This window comes from Streptomyces sp. MB09-01, assembly GCF_033794505.1.
GTDB lineage: Bacteria > Actinomycetota > Actinomycetes > Streptomycetales > Streptomycetaceae > Streptomyces.
The window spans coordinates 1-4,062 of the sequence record NZ_JARAYQ010000444.1 but is presented as its reverse complement, the minus strand read 5'-3'; the positions used below and the strand labels follow the sequence as shown (position 1 = coordinate 4,062).

Below are 4,062 nucleotides of genomic sequence, written 5' to 3'. Positions count from 1 at the left end.
TCCCCCCCCCACGTAGGAGATTTCGATGCCCCGCACCTCTCGCACCCTGCGTCTCGTGATGCTCACGGCCTCGACCTCGCTGGCGGCAGGAGCCGTTCTGCTGCCCACAGGCGCTTTCGCCGCCCCGGCGGCCCCGCACACGGTCACCTTCCAGGCCGACCGTGGCGGCAACGACCACGAGGACCGCGAGGACGAGGACTGGAACCAGGGCGAGGACCGGAACGAGGACGAGGGCGGCTCCCGCGAGGAGGGCTCCGGCGGGAACGAGGAGCCGAGCACCGAGCAGGACGGTTCCCAGGAGGAGGGTTCCGGCGAGGGTAAGGACGCTTCCGAGCCGGAGGACTCCGAGTCCGGTGTGGTTCAGGAGAGTTACTGCAACGACCCGAAGGCACTCCCCGGGCTGTGCGTCGACGGCAAGCCGCTGCCGAAGGGCGACGGCACCGTCAAGGTCCCGCAGGGTACGAAGCTCTGCCTCGGAATCGACACCCCCGAGCAGTGCGCGGACCGGCAGAAGCCCACCGTGCCGAGCCCCACGGGCAGCTCCACCGTTGAGCTCGCGGTGTGACTCCGGCGGCCGACCACGAACGGACAGGGCACGGACGAAGGGCGCGACCCCGCCAGGGGCCGCGCCCTTCGGCGTCCGCAGGACCTCAGCCGGGCAGCTGCTCGACCGTGCTGGTGCCGTGACCGTCCTGGGACTCCCACGTCCACGTCTCCTCCAGGCGGAGGCGGCCGTCGGGGAGTTCCGTGACGAGCGAGGTGCAGCGCCCGGAGGCGGTCGTGCCGTCGAGGCGGAGCTGGACGTATCGGAAGTCGACGGAGTCGTCCGCCCGAGTGCCCACGAGGTAGCCCCTGACCACGTCTCCTCCGCCGTACTCGGCCCAGACCCGGTCGTCCTGCTCGTGGTACTCGAACCGGGTCTGCCGGCCGACCTGGCCGGGTGCCTGGTCGGCGACGGGGACGAAGACGAGGCCGTCGAGCGAGCGCGCCACGGGTGACTCCTGGAGTAAGGCGGTCCGGGGCCGGCCCCGGCTGCGTGGACCGTCCGAGCCCGCGCCGGAAGCGGTGTGTCGGTTCGACCAGGTGGCCTCGGCGTGATCTTGTCCGTCCGTACAGGTCACCGCGAGGCATGCCCAACGTACCGTACCGACGCGGGCCGTTGACCGCCCGGGCCGCTGGGCCGGCCGGTGCCCGGTCATCGCCCGGGTGCGGCGGCCGGAGGGTTCGGCGCGGCCCGAACGGCCGGGAGAGCAGGGGGATTCGACATGTTCAAGGTGGTGTCTTCCGACGGCCCGGTGATCGCCTGCGAGCGGCACGGCGACACCGGCCCGGTGCTCGTTCTCGTCGGCGGCACCCTCATGCCCCGCGCACGGCACGCCCCGCTGCTGGCAAGTGACTTCAGCGTCGTCAACTACGACCGCAGGGGCCGCGGCGACAGCGGCGACCACCCGCCCACGACGTGCAGCGCGAGCTCGACGGCCTGGACGCGGTGATCGAGCGGGCGGGCGGGCCGGTGTTGCTCTTCGGGATGTCCTCCGGAGCCGTCCTGGCCCTGGAAGCCGTGGCCAGGGGCAGCGCCGTCCCGGCCCTGGCCCTGTACGAGCCGCCGTTCGTGGTCGACGGGACCCGCCCGCCGCCGCCCGCCGACTACGTCCACCGCGTGCAGGCGGCCGTCGCGCGGGGAACGCGGCCGAGGCCCTCACCTACTTCCTCACAGTCGGGCCGGCCCTGCCGGACGAAGCCGTCGCAGGGATGCGGCACACCCCCGTCTGGGCCGCGTGGGAGGCCACCGCCCGCACCCTGACCTACGACGGTCAGCTGATGGCCGCCACCCTGTCCGGCCGCCCGCTGCCCACCGACCGGTGGCGGTCCGTGGACGTACCCGTCCTCGTCGGCCACGGCAGCGCGGGAGAGACGTACATGGCCAACGGGGCGAAGGAACTCGCCCCCCACGGGGACAACTACATCCTGCATGCCTTGCCCGGCCAGGACCACAACGTCGACCCCCGCGCCCTTGCACCGGTGCTGACCGCCTTCTTCACCGGCTCGTAGCGGCCGCAGCCGCCTCCGGACGTCGGGGCGGCGAGTTGCGGCGGGTCAGGTGAGGTTGCGGGCCGGCTCCCGCTCGTGCTGCGGCGGGTGGTCGTGCCGGGGGAGCAGGAGAGGGGTCGTCAAGAGGAGGAGACCGGCGATCACGATCGCGGTGCGGAGGCTGGTGACGCCGGCCAGCAGGCCCCACAGAGCGGTCAGTGCGGCGATGGTGGCCTTGCTGGTGACCGACCACGCGGACAGGGTGCGGGCGACCCGGTCCGCCGGGGTCCGGGCGAGGCGGTAGGTGGCGAACACGGGGTTGAACACGCCCATGCAGGTGATCAGCCCGAGCTCCACGGCCATGACGAGCACGAGCCCGGCCGTGCCGGGGCCGATGAAGGCCAGCCCGAGCAGCCAGAACGCCCGCAGCGCCCCGGCAGCGACCATCACCCTGTGCTGCCCGAACCGTGCGACGACCCGGGGGGAGAGCCGCGAGCCGATCAGGCCGCCGACGCAGGGCACGGCGAAGGCGAGGCCGTACTGCCATGGCGTGAACCCGAGGTCGCGGACCATGAGGACGGCGAGCAGCGGCGAGGCCGCCATGATCAGGCCGTTGACCAGGACCGTGTTCGCGAACAGCGGGCGCAGCGCGGAGTCGGCCAGGATGAACCGCCACCCTGCGGCCAGGTCGCCGACCCGCAGCCGTGGCCGCGCTTCGGCGGGTGCGGGACGCACCTCCCGCCCGCCGATCGCGCGGATCCCCACCGCCGAGAGGAGGTAGCTGACCGCGTTGGCCACCACGGTCATCACCGGGCCGATCAGGACGATCGCGGCCCCGCCGAGCGGCGGGCCGAGCATGGTGGCGGTCCAGGTCGTGGACTCGAACCGCCCGTTCGCGACGAGCAGGTCCTCCGGCCGGACGAGCGCCTTCAGGGCAGCGCCACTGGCTGCGGTGAAGGCGATGTCGGCCGCGCCGACGACGACCGCCACGATCAAGAGCTGGGCGAAGCAGAGCCGGCCGAGCGCGAACGCCACCGGCACGCTCATCAACGCTGCGAACCGGACCAGGTCCATCGCGATCATCACCGGCCGTTTGCGGCGGAACTCCACCCACGGGCCGAGCGGCAGCGCCACCACCGCGCCGATGGCCAGCCCCGAGGCCGCCAGTACCGACACCTCGGTCGTCCCGGCGTGCAGGACGAGGATCGCGATCAAGGCGAACGCATCGAACGCGAGCCAGGTGCCGAGAGTGCTGACCGCGTACGCCGCCCAGAGCCACCCGAACTGCCGACCCAGCGACCGCCCAGCCACCATGATCGGCGCCACCTCGCTCTCCCGTACGAACACCTGCACGTTGACCAGCGAAATCAAAGCGAGCCGCGCACCGGGAGGTCAAACGACCGACCGGCGGGCAGACCGGAACGAGCCGGACGTTCGGCACCCGGGGGGGGGTGTGCTCACGGCAGGCCCCGCTCCCGCGGGTCACCACCAGTAGGCGGGGTACCTCGGTGCGTTGCGGCGGACGCGGGAAGCTGCGTATCCGGTCAGGACGAGCAGGACCGTCGAGCCGAACAGCAGCGGGACGAACCGGCCGGGGGAGGGCGTCTGCAGCAAGATGATCACGGCGGTGGCCACGGCCGGCGAGTGCGGGGTGCGGGCGGCCATGTTCAGGGCGAGCGTGAGGCCGGCCGCCACGGCCGCCGCCCAGGCGCTGCTGCCCGCCACGGCGAGAACGGCATAGCCCACGGCGCAGCCGACCAGGTGGCCGACGACCACTCCGCGCGGTTGGGCGAGCGGCAGGGCCGGGGCGCTGTGGACCAGCGCGGCGCTGGCGGCCAGCGGGGGAATCAGCACCGGTTCGTGGATCATCGTGCCGATCGCGACGAGGCCCAGCAGGACGGCGGTCGCCGCGCAGATGCTGTGCAGCGCCGCTGCGGGGGTCGGCCTGGTCGGGGGCCGCACGGCGCCCTCCGCCCCGGGGCGGAGGGCGGGGGCAGGCGTGGGCTCGGGGCGCAGGGCCGTGTGGGTGCT

The 4,062-nt window shown here is 73.3% G+C and carries 6 protein-coding genes; 3 read left to right on the top strand and 3 right to left on the bottom strand.

Translation table 11 applies throughout. The features are described 5' to 3' along the window. Positions 1-25 precede the first annotated feature (25 nt). Positions 26-565, top strand: a complete 540-nt coding sequence (locus tag PV721_RS41940; protein WP_319733943.1) for a hypothetical protein — start codon at positions 26-28, stop codon at positions 563-565. Positions 566-650: 85 nt separating this feature from the next. Here PV721_RS41940 and PV721_RS41935 read toward each other — a convergent pair whose 3' ends face one another. Then, positions 651-992, bottom strand: a complete 342-nt coding sequence (locus tag PV721_RS41935) for a hypothetical protein (protein ID WP_319733941.1) — start codon at positions 990-992, stop codon at positions 651-653. A 273-nt stretch (positions 993-1,265) separates the two neighbouring features. Between PV721_RS41935 and PV721_RS41930 the strand changes: the two genes are divergently transcribed. Further along, positions 1,266-1,493 (top strand): hypothetical protein, encoded by a 228-nt coding sequence (locus PV721_RS41930; RefSeq protein ID WP_319733939.1) that lies wholly within the window; start codon positions 1,266-1,268, stop codon positions 1,491-1,493. Positions 1,494-1,752: 259 nt separating this feature from the next. Next, positions 1,753-2,052, top strand: coding sequence for a hypothetical protein (locus PV721_RS41925; protein WP_319733938.1), 300 nt, complete (start codon positions 1,753-1,755; stop codon positions 2,050-2,052). A 45-nt stretch (positions 2,053-2,097) separates the two neighbouring features. Here PV721_RS41925 and PV721_RS41920 read toward each other — a convergent pair whose 3' ends face one another. Next, positions 2,098-3,345, bottom strand: a complete 1,248-nt coding sequence (locus PV721_RS41920; RefSeq protein ID WP_319733945.1) for an MFS transporter — start codon at positions 3,343-3,345, stop codon at positions 2,098-2,100. Between the two features lie 168 nt (positions 3,346-3,513). Then, positions 3,514-4,062: HPP family protein (locus tag PV721_RS41915; protein ID WP_319733936.1), on the bottom strand; the 549-nt coding region annotated here is incomplete at its 5' end.

Excerpts from the sequence above, each read along its gene's own strand:
- PV721_RS41940 (WP_319733943.1), top strand. The coding sequence starts at position 26 with ATGCCCCGCACCTCTCGCACCCTGCGTCTCGTGATGCTCACGGCCTCG.
- PV721_RS41930 (WP_319733939.1), top strand. The coding sequence starts at position 1,266 with ATGTTCAAGGTGGTGTCTTCCGACGGCCCGGTGATCGCCTGCGAGCGG.
- PV721_RS41925 (WP_319733938.1), top strand. The coding sequence starts at position 1,753 with ATGCGGCACACCCCCGTCTGGGCCGCGTGGGAGGCCACCGCCCGCACC.
- PV721_RS41920 (WP_319733945.1), bottom strand. The coding sequence starts at position 3,345 with ATGGTGGCTGGGCGGTCGCTGGGTCGGCAGTTCGGGTGGCTCTGGGCG.